Source organism: Streptomyces sp. SID12501 (assembly GCF_010550245.1).
GTDB lineage: Bacteria > Actinomycetota > Actinomycetes > Streptomycetales > Streptomycetaceae > Streptomyces.
On record NZ_JAAGLU010000228.1, the window covers coordinates 1 to 660 of the forward strand.

The window sequence follows — 660 nt, forward strand, 5'->3', positions numbered from 1 at the left end:
CACCTGCCGCACCACCTGGTCGAGGCGTTCCGCTCCACGATGGAGGAGGTCGGCGACTCCGACCTCATCCTGCACATCGTGGACGGCTCGCACCCGGCGCCGGAGGAGCAGCTGGCGGCGGTCCGCGAGGTCATCCGCGAGGTCGGCGCCGTCAACGTGCCCGAGATCGTCGTGATCAACAAGGCGGACGCGGCCGACCCGCTCGTCCTGCAGCGCCTGCTGCGCATCGAGCGGCACTCCATCGCCGTCTCGGCGCGCACCGGGATGGGCATCGAGGAACTCCTCGCGCTCATCGACGCCGAACTGCCCCGGCCCGAGGTCGAGGTGGAGGCCCTGGTGCCGTACACCCGCGGCTCGCTGATCGCCAAGGCGCACGCCGAGGGCGAGGTCATCTCCGAGGAGCACACCCCGGAGGGAACCCTGCTCAAGGCCCGCGTCCACCCGGAACTCGCGGCCGAGCTGGCGCCGTTCATTCCCGCGAAGCAGTAACTGCGACGCGGTAACGGGCGACGCGGTAACGGTCGACGCGATACGCGCCGTACGCATGACGCAGGGCCCCCACTTCGGTGGGGGCCCTGCGTCATGTCGGGCGTCGGCCGGCGGAGCGCCCTACGGAGAGGCGAGGGACCGTCCTACGGAATGCCGGCGGACCGTGTCACA

The 660-nt window shown here is 71.2% G+C and carries 1 pseudogene; it reads left to right on the forward strand.

Annotation, left to right across the window (positions count from 1 at the left end):
- Window positions 1-489: pseudogene (locus G3I71_RS45420) on the forward strand (GTPase HflX); the annotation flags it as partial.
- Between the last annotated feature and the right edge of the window lie 171 nt (window positions 490-660).